The 15,359-nt window shown below is 71.4% G+C and carries 13 protein-coding genes; 10 read left to right on the forward strand and 3 right to left on the reverse strand.

Annotated features, from left to right (window positions below):
* Nucleotides 1–18: 18 nt before the first annotated feature.
* A complete protein-coding gene (locus NRP21_RS06570; protein WP_257715369.1) occupies nucleotides 19–249 on the reverse strand; it encodes a hypothetical protein in 231 nt (76 codons plus the stop codon).
* A 95-nt stretch (nucleotides 250–344) separates the two neighbouring features.
* Here NRP21_RS06570 and NRP21_RS06575 point away from each other — a divergent pair, with 95 nt between their 5' ends.
* Nucleotides 345–2,609 carry an NADP-dependent malic enzyme gene (locus NRP21_RS06575; RefSeq protein WP_257715370.1) on the forward strand — a complete coding sequence of 755 codons (2,265 nt, stop codon included), beginning with the start codon at nucleotides 345–347 and terminating at the stop codon, nucleotides 2,607–2,609.
* A gap of 21 nt (nucleotides 2,610–2,630) precedes the next feature.
* Here NRP21_RS06575 and NRP21_RS06580 read toward each other — a convergent pair whose 3' ends face one another.
* A complete protein-coding gene (locus NRP21_RS06580; RefSeq protein WP_257715371.1) occupies nucleotides 2,631–4,298 on the reverse strand; it encodes a hypothetical protein in 1,668 nt (555 codons plus the stop codon).
* A 119-nt stretch (nucleotides 4,299–4,417) separates the two neighbouring features.
* Between NRP21_RS06580 and NRP21_RS06585 the strand changes: the two genes are divergently transcribed.
* The 6 genes from NRP21_RS06585 (at nucleotide 4,418) to NRP21_RS06605 (ending at nucleotide 9,939) form a co-directional block, all read left to right on the forward strand.
* Nucleotides 4,418–5,110 carry a VWA domain-containing protein gene (locus tag NRP21_RS06585; protein WP_257715372.1) on the forward strand — a complete coding sequence of 231 codons (693 nt, stop codon included), beginning with the start codon at nucleotides 4,418–4,420 and terminating at the stop codon, nucleotides 5,108–5,110.
* The gene (locus tag NRP21_RS06590) at nucleotides 5,107–5,769 is read left to right on the forward strand and encodes a J domain-containing protein (protein WP_257715373.1); all 663 of its coding nucleotides are present in this window, start codon (nucleotides 5,107–5,109) and stop codon (nucleotides 5,767–5,769) included. Before NRP21_RS06585 ends, NRP21_RS06590 begins: the two co-directional genes overlap by 4 nt.
* Nucleotides 5,770–5,855: 86 nt before the next feature.
* A complete protein-coding gene (galU, locus tag NRP21_RS06595) occupies nucleotides 5,856–6,728 on the forward strand; it encodes a UTP--glucose-1-phosphate uridylyltransferase GalU (RefSeq protein WP_257715374.1) in 873 nt (290 codons plus the stop codon).
* A gap of 248 nt (nucleotides 6,729–6,976) precedes the next feature.
* Nucleotides 6,977–8,389 (forward strand): phosphoglucomutase/phosphomannomutase PgmG, encoded by a 1,413-nt coding sequence (gene pgmG, locus NRP21_RS06600; protein WP_257715375.1) that lies wholly within the window; start codon nucleotides 6,977–6,979, stop codon nucleotides 8,387–8,389.
* Complete coding sequence (locus NRP21_RS28005; protein WP_408639605.1) at nucleotides 8,334–8,783, forward strand: gamma-glutamylcyclotransferase family protein; 450 nt, start codon at nucleotides 8,334–8,336, stop codon at nucleotides 8,781–8,783. The genes pgmG and NRP21_RS28005 overlap by 56 nt, the downstream gene beginning before the upstream one ends.
* Before the next feature lie 49 nt (nucleotides 8,784–8,832).
* Complete coding sequence (locus NRP21_RS06605; protein ID WP_257715376.1) at nucleotides 8,833–9,939, forward strand: DSD1 family PLP-dependent enzyme; 1,107 nt, start codon at nucleotides 8,833–8,835, stop codon at nucleotides 9,937–9,939.
* Between the two features lie 57 nt (nucleotides 9,940–9,996).
* Here NRP21_RS06605 and NRP21_RS06610 read toward each other — a convergent pair whose 3' ends face one another.
* On the reverse strand, nucleotides 9,997–11,238 hold the full coding sequence (locus NRP21_RS06610; protein WP_257715377.1) for a D-alanyl-D-alanine carboxypeptidase family protein: 1,242 nt from the start codon (nucleotides 11,236–11,238) through the stop codon (nucleotides 9,997–9,999).
* A 317-nt stretch (nucleotides 11,239–11,555) separates the two neighbouring features.
* Here NRP21_RS06610 and NRP21_RS06615 point away from each other — a divergent pair, with 317 nt between their 5' ends.
* The 3 genes from NRP21_RS06615 (at nucleotide 11,556) to clpA (ending at nucleotide 15,339) form a co-directional block, all read left to right on the forward strand.
* Nucleotides 11,556–12,077 (forward strand): phasin family protein, encoded by a 522-nt coding sequence (locus tag NRP21_RS06615; RefSeq protein ID WP_257715378.1) that lies wholly within the window; start codon nucleotides 11,556–11,558, stop codon nucleotides 12,075–12,077.
* 266 nt (nucleotides 12,078–12,343) lie between these two features.
* A complete protein-coding gene (gene clpS, locus NRP21_RS06620; protein ID WP_257715379.1) occupies nucleotides 12,344–12,763 on the forward strand; it encodes an ATP-dependent Clp protease adapter ClpS in 420 nt (139 codons plus the stop codon).
* 185 nt (nucleotides 12,764–12,948) lie between these two features.
* The gene (gene clpA, locus NRP21_RS06625) at nucleotides 12,949–15,339 is read left to right on the forward strand and encodes an ATP-dependent Clp protease ATP-binding subunit ClpA (RefSeq protein WP_257715380.1); all 2,391 of its coding nucleotides are present in this window, start codon (nucleotides 12,949–12,951) and stop codon (nucleotides 15,337–15,339) included.
* The last annotated feature ends 20 nt before the right edge of the window (nucleotides 15,340–15,359 follow it).

Here is a 15,359-nt window from a genome sequence, read left to right on the forward strand (position 1 = left end):
GCGGGCAGCCCCGGCCGATCAGCCGCGCCCGGAGCCGAATTCCGGCCCCTCGCCCACCGCGATGCCCGGCTTATCCGAGACGCGACGGTTCACCATCCCCGTGCCGTTGCAGGACAGGCAGGGCTTGCCCATCAGCTCGCCGGCGCCCTGGCATTCCTCGCACACCATCTCCTCGGTGCCCGGCGCGCCCAGGGGCGCGGCGTCGCCCGGCCGCGGCTCGCCGCCCGGATCGTCCGTTGGTCCCGGCATTCCCGCCTCCGTTCCCTGATGCCATGCGCCGAACGCGAGGGGGCCGCCCCGGTTCCCGTCTGGCGCCGGGCCGGGCACAGGGCCATAACGGACCCATGGACGAGGATTTCCGCAAAGCCGCGCTCGACTATCACCGCTTCCCGCGGCCGGGAAAGCTGGCGATCGAGCCCACCAAGCGCATGGCGACCCAGCGCGACCTGGGCCTGGCCTACTCGCCGGGCGTGGCGGCCGCCTGCATGGAGATCGCGGCGGATCCCGCCACGGCCTACGACTACACCACCCGCGGCAACATGGTGGCCGTGATCACCAACGGCACGGCGGTGCTGGGGCTGGGGGCGATCGGCGCGCTGGCCTCCAAGCCGGTGATGGAGGGCAAGGCGGTCCTCTTCAAGAAGTTCGCCAACATCGACTCCATCGACATCGAGGTGGAGGAGCGCGACCCCGAGAAGTTCGTGGAGGCGGTGGCCGTCCTCGAGCCCTCCTTCGGCGCGATCAACCTCGAGGACATCAAGGCGCCGGAGTGCTTCGAGATCGAGCGCTCCCTCCGGGCGCGGATGCAGATCCCGGTCTTTCACGACGACCAGCACGGCACGGCGATCATCGTGGCGGCGGCCGTGCGGAACGGGCTGCTGCTGCAGAACAAGCCGATCGAGGCGGCGAAGATCGTCACCTCCGGTGCCGGCGCCGCGGCCCTGGCCTGCCTGGACCTGCTGGTGGCCATGGGCGCCAAGCGGGAGAACATCACGGTCTGCGACATCGAGGGCGTGGTTTATGAGGGCCGGGAGGTCCTGATGGACCCCTACAAGGCCCGCTACGCCCGCGCGACGAATGCGCGCACCCTGGCCGATGCCCTGCCGGACGCGGACGTGTTCCTCGGGCTCTCCGCGCCCCGCGTGCTGAAGGCGGAGTGGCTGCCCTCCATGGCGGCGAGCCCGCTGATCCTGGCCCTGGCCAATCCGGAGCCGGAGATCCTGCCGGAGGCGGTGCGGGCGGCGCGGCCGGACGCGATCGTGGCCACGGGGCGCTCGGACTACCCGAACCAGGTCAACAACGTCCTCTGCTTCCCCTTCATCTTCCGCGGCGCGCTCGATGCCGGGGCCACCACGATCAACGAGGCGATGAAGGTCGCCTGCGTGGAGGCCATCGCACGGCTGGCGCGGGCGGAGGCGAGCGAGGTGGTGGTGGCCGCCTATGGCGGCCAGGCGCCGATCTTCGGGCCGGACTACATCATCCCCAAGCCCTTCGACCCCCGGCTGATCCTGGAGATCGCGCCGGCCGTAGCCCGGGCGGCGATGGAATCCGGCGTGGCCACCCGCCCCATCGCGGATTTCGACGCCTATCGCGAAGGGCTGGAGCGCTTCGTGTTCCGCTCCGGCGACCTGATGCGCCCGGTCTTCGCCGCGGCCCGGGGCGCCGGCCGGCGGATCGTCTATGGCGAGGGCGAGGACGAGCGGACGCTGCGCGCCGTGCAGACGGTGCTGGACGAGGGCATCGCGGACCCCGTGCTGATCGGCCGGCGCGAGGTGATCGCGGAAAAGGTCCGGTCCATGGGCCTGCGCATGGACCTGGACGACAGCGTGACCGTGATCGACCCCGGCGCCGACGAGGAGACGCTGGCGCCCCTGCTGCCGGTGTACCAGGGTAAGGTCGGCCGGCGCGGCATCCCGCCCGATGCCGCCGCCCGCGCTCTGCGGACCCGCCCCACCGTCGCGGCCACCATGCTGCTGGAAACCGGGCAGGTGGATGCCGCCATCGTGGGCGGGCTGGGCGACTGGATGGCGCACTGGCACCAGGCCTTCGACATCGTGGGCAAGCGCCCGGATGCCGGCCGCGTCTATGCCATGACCGGTGTGATCCTGCCCGCCGGCACGCTGTTCTTCGTGGACACGCACCTGCTGGTGGAGCCGGACGCGGAGCAGATCGCGGAGATGACCCTGCTCGCCTCCGAGCAGGTGCGGGCCTTCGGCGTCACGCCGCGCGTGGCGCTGCTCTCCCACTCCTCCTTCGGCGCATCGGACGCTCCCTCGGCCCGCAAGATGCGGCGGGCGCTGCGGCTGATCCAGGAACGCGACCCGTCCCTCGAAGTGGATGGCGAGATGCACGCGGACGCGGCGCTGGAGCCGGCCATCCGGTCCCGCGCCGTGGCGGATGGCCGCCTGACGGGTTCGGCCAACCTGCTGGTGTTCCCGAACCTCGATTCGGCCAACATCGCCTACAACCTGCTGAAGGCGGCCGCGGACGGGCTTCAGGTGGGGCCCATCCTGCTGGGGATGAACAAGCCGGTTCACGTGATGGTGCCCAGCACCACCGCGCGTGGCATCGTCAACCTCTCGGCGATCGCGGCGGCCCAGACGGCCTGACGGCCGCCCGGGCGCCGGCCGTCAGGGCCTGGGCGCCGGCGGAGTGGCGGTAATGCTCAGGCCGAGGTCCCGCACCAGCCGGTCCGGCGGCAGGGCGGCCGCGCCCATCAGCTCCAGCATCGGCACGGGCTTGGCCGGGCGCAGGGCGATCTCGATGCTGCCGGGATTGCGCGCGAAGCCTGCCAGGGCCTCCCGCATCCGGCGGATCTCCAGCGGCTCCTTCGGGCCGGTGCCCGGCAAGGGCGCGCGCAGGGCCATGGTGGCGTAGCGCTCCCGCAGCTGCTGCTCCGGCACCCTTTCCTGCTGAGCCTGCTGGGCCAGCACGGCGCGGAGCAGCCCGTCCTCCGTGTAGCGGATGGAGAAGCCGGCCAGGGACCAGTTCGCCACGAGGGCGAAGGGATCGTCCTTGTCCGGGCTCGGCGCGCCGGCCTTGGGCACCTCCACGCCGCGGACATCCATGGTGATGCCGAGGCGGCCCATGTTCGCGAGGTCGAAGGACAGGGGGTCGGCGGTCATCCGGCCCTCCGGCGTCAGCTTCGCCGCCATCGTCAGGCGGGCGAGGATGTCCTTGAAGCCGAGCCCGCTCAGCCACGCGCCACCGAACTCGTCGGGCAGGTTGAAGGAGATGCCTTCCGCCGCCAGGGCGCTGGCCTGGGTGGCGGGCGCGGCGGGATCCCAGCCGCTGGTGGCGCGCAGCGTGCCGATCCGCACCAGGGGCGCGCCCCCGGCGGTGACGGCCAGCCCCTCCAGATCGGCCGACTGCTCCTCGCCCTGCCGGGGCTGGGGCGGGTTCACGTCGGTGGCGTAGGCGCGGGCCATGTCGCGCAACGGCACGCCGGCCACGCGCAGCCGCCCGAGATCGGCGGCGAAGGGGCCGGTTTCCGCGCTGCTGCCCTCCACCCGCAGCCCCTCAGCGGCCAGGTTCGTGTTGCGACCCTCGCCCCAGGCCTCGGCCGTCACCCGGCCCATGCGGATGGCGACCTCCTCCTTCTCCACCTTCAGCTCCACCCCTTCCAGCAGGGCGGCGTCGGCGGCCAGGGCCCAGGGATCCACCTCCCCGCCGATGCGCGGCACGACGGCGCCGGCCAGCCGGGCGCGGCCGAGCGCCAGGCGCGTCTCGCCCTTGCTGCGATCGGTGAAGGTCAGCCCTTCCAGCACCGCTTCCCCGAGGCGGCCGGGCGCGTAGCCCGTGACGGAGGCGCGGCCGAGCGAGGCCTCGCCGCGGCCGGGGGCCTCCACGCGCAGCCCTTCCGCTTGGCCGGATTCGAGGGTGGCGGCGGACCAGTTGACCGGCCCGCCCGGCGTGGCCGGTGGCAGGACGAAGCCGGCGAGGGTGACGCGGCCGAGGGTGGCCACCATCGGGCCCGGGGCGTCGCCGCGCTTCGCCTCCTCCAGCCGCACGCCGTTGGCGACGGCCTGGGCCACCCGGTCCTCGGCCAGACCGGAAAGCGTGATCTCCTCCGCCGTCAGCCGGTTGGGGCCCTGGCGAACCGTGACGCCGGCGAGGCGGGCGGCGCCGGTGACGGGATCGACGCGCCGCTCCCGCCATTCCACGACCGCATCCGGCCCGAGGGCGGTGCGCAGCCGCGCGATGGCGGCATCCAGCTGCCGGTCCGCCTCCGCCTGGGCCAGGGCGCCCAGGCCGATCGGCAGGGCGAAGCAGCCCGCGAGGAGCAGTCGGCGATTCATGCGGCGTCTCCTTTGTTCCCGGACAGGCTAGGGGCGGCGGAGGGGGCGCGCCAATCAACCCCGCGCCAGCCCTGCGCCAGCCGTTCCGCCGGGCGGTGCGGCACACCATGTCCTCGGAAATGGCTCAGCTGCCGGTTCCCGCCCGCCCCTCCTCCGCCGTGGCCGCCTTCCTGGAGAAGGCCGCCTCGGTGCCCGCGCTGCGCGCCGCCGCCTCCCCCGCGCGGCTTCTCTTCGCCGTGGACGCGACCGCGAGCCGCCAGCCGAGCTGGGACCGGGCCTGCCACCTTCAGGCGGAGATGTTCGCGGCGGCCGGGCGGCTCTGCGTCAGCCTCGCCTACTACCGGGGGCACGGGGAGTTCCGCGCCACGGCCTTCCTGCCGGACGCGCGGGCGCTGGCGGCGGCGATGACGGGAGTGCAGTGCCGGGCGGGCCACACGCAGATCCTGCGCCTGCTGCGGCACGCGGAAGCGGAGGCGGCGCGGGAGAGGCTGCACGCCCTGGTCTTCGTCGGCGACGCGGTGGAGGAGGAGCCCGGCGCGATCCTGTCCGCCGCCGCCCGGCTGGGGGCGCGGGGCGTGCCCTGCTTCGTCTTCCAGGAGGGGGACGATCCCACGGCCACCCCGGTCCTGCGCGGGATCGCCCGCGCGAGTGGTGGGGCCTGGGCGCCCTTCGACCATCGCAGCCGCGACGCGCTGGCGGCCCTGCTGCGGGGTGCCGCCGCCTTCGCGGCGGGCGGGCGAGAGGCCCTGGCGCGGCTGCCGGGCACGGCCGCGCTGCTGGCCCAGCTTCCCGCACCGGGGGCCGGGCGATGATCGCGCTGGCGGCCGGGGCGGCCCTGCTGGCGCTGGTGGTGGGCGGGCTTGCCGCCTTCGCCCAGGCCAGCGTGAAGCAGGTGAAATGGGGGGCCGCGCTGCTGGCCGCGGGCTTCGGCCTGGTCCTGGCGGCGGTGCTGCTGGTCTCGGGCCGGTTGGGGCAGGTGTTCTGGGTGGCAACGCTCTTCGTCCCCTTGCTCTGGCGCTGGTGGCGGGCGCGGCGGCCGCCCTCGGCGCTCGGTACCGCCCCGGCCGACGAGGTGGAGACGGCGATGCTGGCCATGCGGCTGGACCCGGCATCCGGCACCCTCTCCGGCCGGGTGCGGCGGGGCCAGCAGGCCGGGCGGGACCTTTCCGGCCTTTCCCGGGAGGAGTTGCGCGATCTGTTGGCCGAGGCGGCGGCGGAGGACCCGGAGAGCGTGCCGCTGATCGAGGCCTGGGCGGACCGCGCCGATCCCGGCTGGCGCGAGCCAGGCCCCGCCACCCCCGCGCCGGACCGGGCCGAGGCGCTGGCGGTGCTGGGCCTGGCGGAGGGCGCGACGGAGGCCGAGATCCGCGCCGCCCATGCCCGGCTGATGCGGGCCGCCCACCCGGATGCGGGGGGATCGGCCTGGCTGGCCGCACGGCTGAACGCGGCGCGGGACGTTCTCCTGCCCTGAGACGAAACCCACAACCGACGGGCGCATTCCCAAGTCTCCCCGGCCGTGGCAAACCGGCCGTCCAACACCAGTCGGGAATCGACAACGTGCCGAAGCCCCTCAAGAAGGCCGTCCTGCCCGTCGCGGGCCTGGGCACCCGCTTCCTGCCCGCCACCAAGGCGCTGGCGAAGGAAATGCTGCCGGTCGTGGACAAGCCCCTCATCCAGTACGCGGTGGAGGAGGCGCGGGACGCGGGGATCGAGCAGTTCTGCTTCATCACCGGCCGCGGCAAGACCGCGATCGTCGAGCACTTCGACGTGGCCTACGAGCTGGAGCGCACCCTGAAGGAGCGCGCCAAGGACCAGATCCTGGCCGAGCTGCGGGCGAGCGCGGTGGAGCCGGGCTCCATCACCACCGTGCGCCAGCAGGTGCCGATGGGCCTGGGCCACGCGATCTGGTGCGCCCGCACCTTCATCGGCGACGACCCCTTCGCCATCCTGCTGCCGGACGACCTGATGCAGTGCGAGGTCTCCTGCACCAAGCAGCTGGCCGACGCCTATCAGGAGACGGGCGGCAACGTGGTGGCCATCGAGGAAGTCCCGATGGATCGCGTGAACAAGTACGGCGTCCTCGACGTGCAGGAGGACAAGGGCAAGCTGGTCTCCGTGAAGGGGCTGGTGGAGAAGCCGAAGGTGGAGGAGGCGCCCTCCAACCTCACCATCATCGGCCGCTACGTCCTGATGCCGGAGGTGGTTCACTACCTCTCCGCCATGGAGAAGGGCGCCGGCGGCGAGGTGCAGCTGACGGACGGGATGGCGAAGCTGATCGGGCAGCAGCCCTTCCACGGCCTGCGCTACGAGGGCCGGCGCTTCGATTGCGGCGACAAGGCCGGCTACCTGGAGGCGCAGATCGCCTTCGCGCTGAAGCGCCCGGACCTCGCATCTGCGGTGCGCGAGTTCCTGCCGAAGTACCTGGGCTAGAAGTCGGGGCCGGGGCGGCTATTGGCCGCGCCCTGCCCTCGGGGTTCTCGGGGCGCGGCCGCATGGGCGGGCGCGCCCTTCCCGTTGATGACCGGGAATGAAATTTGTGCTTTCCCGCCCCGGGCGCCTCATGGCCGCCATGAAGGGCGGGATTATTCCCGACCCGCGTAACGCCTGGGACCCCGGCGCGCCCTGCGGGCGCGGGTTCCCGTACCAGTCCACCGGACGCTTCTGAGACACGAGACGCCATGCCGAGCTTCAGCCACCGCTTCGACCCGACGAGCCTGCGCGAGTACGACATTCGCGGCGTGGTCGGGAAAACCCTGTCCGGGGAGGACGCCTTCGCCATCGGCCGGGTCTTCGGCTCCATCGTCTCCCGCAAGGGCGGGGCGAAGGTGGCGGTGGGTTACGACGGCCGCCTCTCCTCCCCGATGCTGGAGGAGAAGCTCGTGGCGGGGCTGGTGGCCTCCGGCATGGAGGTGATCCGCATCGGCTGCGCGCCGACGCCGATGCTCTACTTCGCGGCCTACCACTTCGGCACCGATGGCGCAGTGATGGTGACGGGCAGCCACAACCCGCCGGACTACAACGGCTTCAAGTCCATGATCGGCAAGAAGCCCTTCTTCGGCGCCGACATCCAGAACCTCGGCAAGATGGCGGCCGAGGGCGACGTGGTGGAGGAGGCGCAGGGCTCCTCCCGCCAGGAGGACATCGCCGAGCAGTACGTGGCGCGGCTGATGCAGGACTATGACGGCGGCGAGCGCAAGCTGAAGGTGGTGTGGGACCCCGGCAACGGATCGGGCGCCGAGATCACCAAGATGCTGGCCGCCCGCCTGCCGGGCGAGCACTTCGTCATCAACGGTGAGATCGACGGGCGCTTCCCGGCGCACCACCCCGACCCGACGGTGGCGAAGAACCTGGAGCAGATCATCGCCGAGGTGGCGAAGCAGGGCGCCGACCTCGGCATCGCCTTCGACGGCGACGCGGACCGCATCGGCGTGGTGGACGACAAGGGCAACATCTTCTTCGGCGACCAGCTGATGGTGGTGCTGGCGCGGGACGTGCTGAAGTCCAAGCCCGGCGGCACGATCATCGCGGACGTGAAGGCCAGCCAGGTGCTGTTCGACGAGATCGCCAAGGCGGGCGGCACGCCGATGATGTGGAAGACCGGCCACTCCCTCATCAAGTCCAAGATGGCGGAGACCGGGGCACCGCTGGCGGGCGAGATGTCCGGCCACATCTTCTTCGCCGACAAGTGGTACGGCTTCGACGACGCGCCCTATTCCGCCGTGCGGCTGCTGGGGATCGTGGCGCGGATGAGCGAGAAGCTCTCGGCCGTGCGGGACGCCATGCCGAAGGTGATCAACACGCCGGAGCTGCGCTTCGACTGCGCCGAGGACCGCAAGTTCAAGGTGGTGGCCGAGGTGAAGGACCGCCTGGCCGCCGAGGGCGCGAAGGTGCAGGACGTGGACGGCGTGCGCGTGCTGACGGATGACGGCTGGTGGCTGCTCCGCGCCTCCAATACCCAAGCCGTGCTGGTGGCCCGCGCCGAGGCAAAGACCGAGGAAGGGCTGGAGCGGCTGAAGGCCGGGATCGCGCGCCAGCTTGAGGCGAGCGGGCTGGCGGCGCCGGACTTCTCCGGCGAGAACGCGGGGCATTGATCGGCGGGGCGGGTTCACGCCTCCGGGCCCTTCGGCCCTGCGGCGATCCGCCCTGACACCCGTCTTCCTCTACGGTACCCTGCTGGACCGGCGCATCCTGGCGCGCCGGTCCGGCGATCCCGGCCTGCCGCGCGCGATGCGGCCGGCGGTTCTGAACGGCTTCCGGCGCGTGGTTTTCAGGGGCACGCCCTACCCGACGCTGGTCCCCTCGCCCCATGGGCAGGTTGAAGGCGCACTGATCCGGCCCGCCGCCTCGGCCGTAGCGGCGCTGCGGCGATACGAGGGTGCCTGCTACCGTCTCATTCCCATCCGCGTTCACGGCCCGCGTGGCCCGGTTTTGGCGCGCGCCTGGGTGGTGCCTCGCCGCATGGCCGGGGAACGCGACTGGCCCTGACGGAGGCCCCGCCGCGCGATAGAAGGGACGCGACCACGGAGCGACCCGGATGCTGCAACCACCCCCCGCCGAACCCGGTATGCGCGAGGAGGAAGTGGACACCCCTGCCCTCCTGCTCGACCTCGACGCCTTCGAGGCGAACCTGGACGCCATGGCGGCGCGGCTGGCCGGCACGGGAGCGAAGCTGCGGGCCCATGCCAAGACCCACAAGTCCCCGGTGGTGGCGCTACAGCAGATCCGGCACGGCGCGGTCGGGCAGTGCGTGCAGAAGGTGGCGGAGGCGGAGGCCCTGGCCTGGGGCGGGGTGCCGGACATCCTCGTTTCCAACCAGGTGGTGGACCCGCGCAAGCTCCGGCGGCTGGCGGCGCTCTCCGGCATCGCGAAGGTGGCGGTCTGCGCGGACGATGCGGGGGCAATCGATACCATTGCCGACGTGGCGCGGGATGCCGGGCGCCGGATGGAGGTGCTGGTGGAGATCGACGTGGGCGCCGGGCGCTGCGGCGTCTCGCCTGGGCCGGAGGCGGTGGCGCTGGCCGAGCGGATCGCCGCTTCCCCGCACCTGATCTTCGGCGGGCTGCAGGCCTATCACGGCAACGCGCAGCACAAGCGGACCATCGAGGAGCGGCGGGCCGCGATCGCGGGCGCGGCGGAGGGGGTGCGGCGCACGGTGGAGCAGCTGACCCAGCGCGGCCTGCCCTGCCCCATCATCGGCGGCGCCGGCACCGGCACCTACGAGCTGGAGCTGGAGGCGGGGCTGTGGACGGAGATCCAGGCCGGGTCCTACGCCTTCATGGACGCGGACTACGCCGCCAACGGCAACCCGCCCGCCTTCCGGCAGAGCCTGTTCGTGCTGGCGCAAGTCATGTCCGCCCCGCGGGACGGGGTGGCGGTGCTGGATGCCGGGCACAAGGCGGTGTCAGTGGATTCCGGCCTGCCGCTGGTCTGGGAGCGGCCGGGGGTGCGCTATGTCGGCGCCTCGGACGAGCACGGGGCCCTGGCGGTGGAGGGCGGCGAGCGGCCGAGGATCGGGGAGCGGCTGCGGCTGGTGCCCGGCCACTGCGACCCGACGGTGGACCGCTACGACTGGTATGTGGGCGTGCGGCGCGGGCGGGTGGAATGCCTGTGGCCGGTTTCCGCGCGCGGCGGGATGGCCTGAACGAAGAAGGGGGCCGGCACGCGGCCGGCCCCCTTCCAGAACGGTTCGCGGGGTGCCTCAGCGGCGGGCGTGGCGGGCTTCTTTCGCCGGGCGCGCCGGGGCGGCCACGGGGCGGGCCGGCGCGGCGGCCGGGCGGCGAAGGGTGGTGGAGACGCGGAGGACGCGGCCGCCATCGCCCTGCTCCACCACGCGGCGGGTGCTGACGGCGGTGGTGCGCGTGCCGCGCTGCACGGTGGCGGCGGCAACGCGGCGGCCGCGGGCGGCGGCCGGCTCCGCCACCGGGCGAGCGACGCGGAGCGACACCTGGCGGATGTTGGAGCGCGCGACGGACGCGGCGGCCACCGTGGCGGCCTGGGCGCGGCCGAGCACGGAGGGGGCGCGGGCCATCACCATCTCTGGCACCCGGGCCGAGGGCTGCACGCCGAGCCGGGCGAAGCCGTCGTCCAGCAGCATCGCCGCGTGGCGGTCGCGCTCGATCCAGGAGTTGCCGCCGAAGACGGCGACGAAGACGCGCTGGCCGCTGCGCTGGGCGGAGACGACGTTGTTGAAGCCGGAGGCGTTGATGAAGCCGGTCTTCACGCCGTCCACGCCCTCGTACTCGCCGATCATGCGGTTGTGGCTGCGGAAGGCGTAGTTGCCGACGCGGATGCTGGGGCTGCCGAAGTAGTGCCAGCGCTCCGGGAAATCGATGAAGAGGCGGCGGCCGAGGGTGGCCATGTCGCGCGCCGTCGTCGTCTGGTCCCAGTCCGGCAGGCCGGAGGCGTTGCGGAAGGTGGTGTTCGTCATGCCGAGCTGACGTGCCTTCTGCGTCATCATCTGGGCGAAGGTGGTCTCGTTGCCGCCCAGCGCCTCGCCGATGGCGACCGCCACGTCGTTCGCGGATTTCATGGTGAGGGCGTAGATCGCGACCTCCACCGGGATGGTCATGCCCGGGGGCACGCCGAGCTTGGAGGGCTGGCGGCTGTTCGCCTCCTCGCTGATGTAGATGCGGCTGTTCATGGTGATGCGGCCCTCCCGCATCGCCTCGAACAGCATGTAGAGGGTCATCATCTTCGTGAGGGAGGCGGGGTAGCGCGCCTCGTCCATGCTGGCGCCGCCGAGGGCCTGGCCGGTGCGGCCGTCCATGATGAAGGAGGAGTAGCGTTCGCTGCCGATCTGGGCGGCGGCGGGGGTGAGGGCGGCACCGGCCGCCAGCAGGGCGGGAATCAGGGCGGCCAGCCAGCGTGCCCGCTTCGGACGCGCCCCGGGCAGGCCCTTGCCATCCCGCAGGCCGTGTCCGGCCGCCAAACCCTGTGCCATGCAGGCTCCCCCTGTATCTCGGCGCGGCCCCCGCCTGCGCCGTTCCGGCCCAACCCCCCAGCCGGACCTGGCCGGACGATAAGGGCGCGGGCCCGTGACTGTCCATCGGAAGTTGCAGGATAATCGTTTAGAATTCGGTAATTGCAAGATTTTCAACTCGCGCGAAAGTTGCAGAGGCGGGCTGGGAATTCGATTGTGCGGTGCAAAAAACTTGTGGACGAGCGGTCGTTGCGCTCGCTAAAAGGCTCGTGTTGCAGCGCAGCAAAGCCATGGCGACAATCATGGCCTGCCTCTTCGAGTTCCAAGGAGACAGTTACATGGCCAATGAAGCCCCGAAGGTCGCCCGTCTGGCGGCCGAGACCGTGAGCACCGCCCAGGCCCTGCCCGAGGCCGCTGCCACCACCGCTGCCCCGCGCGCCGCGGCCTTCGCCAACGCGGCCAGCACCCAGACCGTCGCCGGCATGCAGACCGCCATGGAGCAGGCCAGCAAGGCCGCCCAGGAGTTCGCCGAGTTCTCCCGCGGGAACGCCGAGACCCTGGCCCAGGTGGCGCAGACCTGGATGACGGGCACGCAGGACATCAGCCGCCAGGCTTTCTCCTTCGCGCAGGCCCTGACGGAGCACGCGCTCGAGGGCGCCCGCGCCCTCTCCGGCGTGAAGAGCCTGAAGGAGGCCGCCGACATCCAGACCACCTACGCCCGCGGCGCGGTGGACAAGGTGATGTCCGAGACGGCGAAGCTGCAGGAGGCTTCCTTCCGCCTCGCCGAGCAGGTTTCCGGCCCGGTGTCCCAGCGCGTCTCCCTCGCCATGGAGCGCATGGGCAAGCCGCTCGCGGCCTGATCCGAGCCCGGCCGGCGGGGCCCGCCCCGCCGCCGGCACCCAAGGGCCCCGGCCGCCCGCCCCCAAGGGGCAGGTGGCCGGGGCCTTTTTGCATTCCTGGGGTGTCCGGCCCGGCCCTGGCGCCAGGGCCGGGGCAATCCCATATCGCGAATGCGTCGTGAGGCTTCACCTCGCGCAGCGCGATCCATATCCTCAATCCAGATTCAGGTGCGGGAGAGACGGTGGCCTCTTGGCAAGCCGGCGATCCGTGAGAGCATGGCGGGGCGATGAAAGAGCAGGATACGCGCCCGAGCTGCGGCCCGGGCAACAACCCCGAGGACCCCGGGAAGGGCGGCAACGGCCCTGCCCGGCCCAATACTCCCCCGGGCGAGGGCGGGACCGGCGATGGCGGCCCGGCGACGGGGGTTGTGGTCAAGGCGCGTCCCCGGACGCGCAAGCCGACCATGTACAAGGTCCTCATGCTGAATGACGACTACACGCCCATGGAGTTCGTCGTGCACGTGCTGGAGCGCTTCTTCCAGAAGAGCCGGGAGCAGGCGACCCAGATCATGCTGCACGTCCACCGGCGGGGCGTGGGGGTCTGTGGGGTCTTCACCTACGAGGTGGCGGAGACCAAGGTGACACAGGTGATGGACCTGGCCCGGCAAAACCAGCACCCTCTCCAGTGCACCATCGAGAAAGACTGAGTCGGGTTCAGAAATGGGAAACGCCGGAGCAGTGAAACACGGCGTAACCGACCCCTCCCCTCGGCGTTCGGGGAATGGGTCACAATATGACTGGAAGACTGAGAGTTGCGGCCGCCCCAAGCTTCGCGTCCAGGGGGACGCCCTGCGGGAGATCCCGGCGGCCATGACACAGGGGAGCGTCGATTATGCTGTCCCGTAACCTTGAACAGACGCTCCATCGCGCCCTCGGCCTGGCGAGCGAACGCCGCCACGAGTACGCGACCCTCGAGCACCTGCTGCTGAGCCTCGCCGAGGACACGGACGCGACGACCGTGCTCCGCGCCTGCGGCGTGGACGTGGATAAGCTGAAGCGCGATCTGGCCGAGTTCCTGGACAAGGACCTGGCCGGGCTGGTGACCGACCGCGGGGGTGACCCGAAGCCGACCGCCGGCTTCCAGCGCGTGGTCCAGCGCGCGGCTATCCATGTCCAGTCCTCCGGCCGGGACGAGGTGACGGGCGCCAACGTGCTCGTGGCCCTCTTCTCCGAGCGCGAGAGCCATGCCGTCTATTTCCTGCAGCTGCAGGACATGACGCGGCTGGACGCGGTGAACTTCATCTCCCACGGCATCGCCAAGGCCCCCGGCCGCAGCCAGTCCCGCCCCGTGCAGGGCAATGCGGGCAAGGATGGCGAGGGTGAGGGCGAGGGCCGCGGCAACGAGGAGCGGCGCGAGGGCGGCCAGAAGCGCGGCGGCGACGCGCTGTCCAACTACTGCGTCAACCTCAACAAGAAGGCTGGCCAGGGCAAGATCGACCCGCTGATCGGGCGCGCCGAGGAGATCGAGCGCACGATCCAGATCCTCTGCCGCCGGACGAAGAACAACCCGCTCTACGTGGGCGACCCGGGCGTGGGCAAGACGGCCATCGCCGAGGGCCTGGCGAAGCGGATCATCGAGGAGGACGTGCCGGAGGTCCTGCTCAAGTCCACCATCTATGCGCTGGACATGGGCAGCCTGCTGGCCGGCACGCGCTACCGCGGTGACTTCGAGGAGCGGCTGAAGGCCGTGGTGAACGAGCTGGAGCAGCAGCCCGGCGCCATCCTGTTCATCGACGAGATCCACACGGTCATCGGTGCCGGTGCGACCTCGGGCGGTGCGATGGATGCGTCCAACCTGCTGAAGCCGGCCCTCGCCCAGGGCACCCTGCGCTGCATCGGCTCCACCACCTACAAGGAGTACCGGCAGCACTTCGAGAAGGACCGCGCGCTGGTCCGCCGCTTCCAGAAGATTGACGTGAACGAGCCGTCGGTCGAGGACGCGGTGAAGATCCTGCAGGGGCTGAAGGTCAACTACGAGAAGCACCACAAGGTGAAGTACACGCCGGAGGCTATCCGCGCGGCGGTGGAGCTCTCCGCGAAGTACATCCATGACCGGAAGCTGCCGGACAAGGCGATCGACGTGATCGACGAGGTCGGTGCCTCCCGCATGCTGGTGCCGGAGAACAAGCGCAAGAAGACCGTCACGCTGCAGGACGTGGAGAACATCGTCGCGAAGATCGCGCGGATCCCACCCAAGAGCGTGTCCACCGACGACAAGGAGACGCTCAAGAGCCTGGAGCGCGACCTGAAGTCGATGGTCTTCGGCCAGGACCAGGCGATCGAGGCGCTGTCCGCCGCGATCAAGCTGGCCCGGGCCGGGCTGCGCGATCCGGAGAAGCCGATCGGCAACTACCTCTTCTCCGGCCCCACGGGCGTCGGCAAGACGGAGGTGGCCAAGCAGCTCGCAAAGACGCTCGGCATCGAGCTGATCCGCTTCGACATGTCCGAGTACATGGAGCGGCACAGCATCAGCCGGCTGATCGGCGCGCCCCCGGGCTATGTGGGCTTCGACCAGGGCGGGTTGCTGACCGACAGCATCGACCAGCACCCGCACGCCGTGCTCCTGCTCGATGAGATCGAGAAGGCGCACCAGGATCTCTACAACATCCTGTTGCAGGTGATGGACCACGGGAAGCTGACGGACCACAACGGCAAGACGGTCGATTTCCGCAACGTCATCCTCATCATGACCACCAATGCCGGCGCTGCCGACATGGCGAAGCCCGCCATCGGCTTCGGCCAGGTGGCCCGGGTGGGCGAGGACACTGAGGCGATCAACCGGATGTTCACGCCGGAGTTCCGCAACCGCCTGGACGCCATCGTTCCCTTCTCCGGCCTCTCGCAGGAGATCGTGGGCAGCGTGGTCGAGAAGTTCGTGATGCAGCTGGAGGCCCAGCTCGCGGACCGGAACGTGACGATCGAGCTGTCCTCCGCCGCCAAGGAGTGGCTGGCGGAGAAGGGCTACGACCGGCTCTACGGCGCGCGGCCGCTGGCCCGCGTGATCCAGGAGTACATCAAGAAGCCGCTGGCCGAGGAGCTGCTCTTCGGCAAGCTGGTGAAGGGTGGCGCGGTGAAGGTGGGGCTAAAGGACGGAGCGCTGAGCTTCGATATCGCCGAGGCGCCCCCGCCGGCCCTGCCGAAGCCCGAAGAGGGCCATCAGCAGGACGGCGGCGGGAACGATGGCGACGGCGAGGCGGAGCGGGAGCCCGAGGCGGCGGGTTGACCGCCGCCCGGGATCACTGA

Source organism: Roseomonas populi, from assembly GCF_024594815.1.
Taxonomy (GTDB): domain Bacteria; phylum Pseudomonadota; class Alphaproteobacteria; order Acetobacterales; family Acetobacteraceae; genus Roseomonas; species Roseomonas populi.

Excerpts from the sequence above, each read along its gene's own strand:
- NRP21_RS06570 (WP_257715369.1), bottom strand. The coding sequence starts at position 249 with ATGCCGGGACCAACGGACGATCCGGGCGGCGAGCCGCGGCCGGGCGAC.
- NRP21_RS06575 (WP_257715370.1), top strand. The coding sequence starts at position 345 with ATGGACGAGGATTTCCGCAAAGCCGCGCTCGACTATCACCGCTTCCCG.
- NRP21_RS06580 (WP_257715371.1), bottom strand. The coding sequence starts at position 4,298 with ATGAATCGCCGACTGCTCCTCGCGGGCTGCTTCGCCCTGCCGATCGGC.
- NRP21_RS06585 (WP_257715372.1), top strand. The coding sequence starts at position 4,418 with ATGGCTCAGCTGCCGGTTCCCGCCCGCCCCTCCTCCGCCGTGGCCGCC.
- NRP21_RS06590 (WP_257715373.1), top strand. The coding sequence starts at position 5,107 with ATGATCGCGCTGGCGGCCGGGGCGGCCCTGCTGGCGCTGGTGGTGGGC.
- pgmG (WP_257715375.1), top strand. The coding sequence starts at position 6,977 with ATGCCGAGCTTCAGCCACCGCTTCGACCCGACGAGCCTGCGCGAGTAC.
- NRP21_RS06605 (WP_257715376.1), top strand. The coding sequence starts at position 8,833 with ATGCTGCAACCACCCCCCGCCGAACCCGGTATGCGCGAGGAGGAAGTG.
- NRP21_RS06610 (WP_257715377.1), bottom strand. The coding sequence starts at position 11,238 with ATGGCACAGGGTTTGGCGGCCGGACACGGCCTGCGGGATGGCAAGGGC.
- NRP21_RS06615 (WP_257715378.1), top strand. The coding sequence starts at position 11,556 with ATGGCCAATGAAGCCCCGAAGGTCGCCCGTCTGGCGGCCGAGACCGTG.
- clpS (WP_257715379.1), top strand. The coding sequence starts at position 12,344 with ATGAAAGAGCAGGATACGCGCCCGAGCTGCGGCCCGGGCAACAACCCC.
- clpA (WP_257715380.1), top strand. The coding sequence starts at position 12,949 with ATGCTGTCCCGTAACCTTGAACAGACGCTCCATCGCGCCCTCGGCCTG.